1 pseudogene is annotated in these 1,132 nt (G+C 46.8%); it reads right to left on the bottom strand.

Annotation, left to right across the window (positions count from 1 at the left end):
• Positions 1 to 1,132 (bottom strand): annotated as a pseudogene (locus VTH8203_RS23345) (hypothetical protein); the annotation flags it as partial.

Consider the following 1,132-nt stretch of genomic DNA (forward strand, 5'->3'; position numbering starts at 1 on the left):
GATATAGGTGCCAGCGACGGGATCAACCAGATCCAAGACTGGATTCTCAGCACCATCGCCCTTATCAACCACCACTACGGTATTGTGGGTGCTTGATGTATCAAGCGTGACGCCTGACATATCAGTGCCCACTGGCACCATTACAAGGTAAACATCCGATGTTAGCTGATTAAACTTGTAGTCAATAAAGACAAAATCATTGAGATCAAAACTTGACTGCGCAATGTCGATGACTTTGCCATACGTCCAATCGTTATTTACACGCACCGCTTGGTACAGGATGTAATTTGCAGGTGTTGCTTTGATGTACATTTTGGTGGTTTTATTAGGACTGGATATCGGCGGATTCGCCGCAGGTGAAATACGATAATGCGGCAAGCCACTTAAATCCGGATTGACCGTGGTCGCTACGGTGTAATTGGTGTACGAATAATCCGCATTTTTATAGCACGTCTTTCCAAAAGTGCTGTCTGATTCGGCTTGGACCAGATAAATCGCCTCATGCTTGTCGTCTTCACTTGGCCCATCAAAACAATGTTCACTCAGAACGGTACCACCCACACCACTCAAGACGGAACTTGAAAGCTCAGGGAAGGTGGTTTGCACAGCATCCTCGGTGCCATTGCCATCGAGATCCGTATCAATACCATTGACTATGCCATCGTTATCCGCATCCAGATGACCGTGATAAACCGGGTCATTCGGATCGTCAGCGACGGTGCGGTTATTCACCTCAGTGATATTCGTCATGCCATCACCATCGAGGTCTGTTTGGCTATCATCTACACCGACATTCAAGCCAAGCATGGTTTCTAAAATGTCCGCCATGCCGTCATTGTCAGTGTCGAGGTTAAGATCAACATCACTGCCATCGAGTGGATTTAATCCATATTGGGTTTCAACGATGTCGCTAATGGTGTCGAAATCACTGTCTGAGAACGGGTCGTTATCATCGACATCATAAATGCCAAGCACACCATCTAAATCCGCATCATAGGAATTTGCATCCAACGGATCGGTATTCGCGCCGATTTCCACCATGTTGATAAATCCATCACCGTCACTGTCAACGATGGCCCCATCACTGGCATCCGTTGGATTAAGGTTCCATGTCAATTCCAAGGAATCACGC

Source organism: Vibrio thalassae (assembly GCF_900089835.1).
GTDB classification, from domain to species: domain Bacteria; phylum Pseudomonadota; class Gammaproteobacteria; order Enterobacterales; family Vibrionaceae; genus Vibrio; species Vibrio thalassae.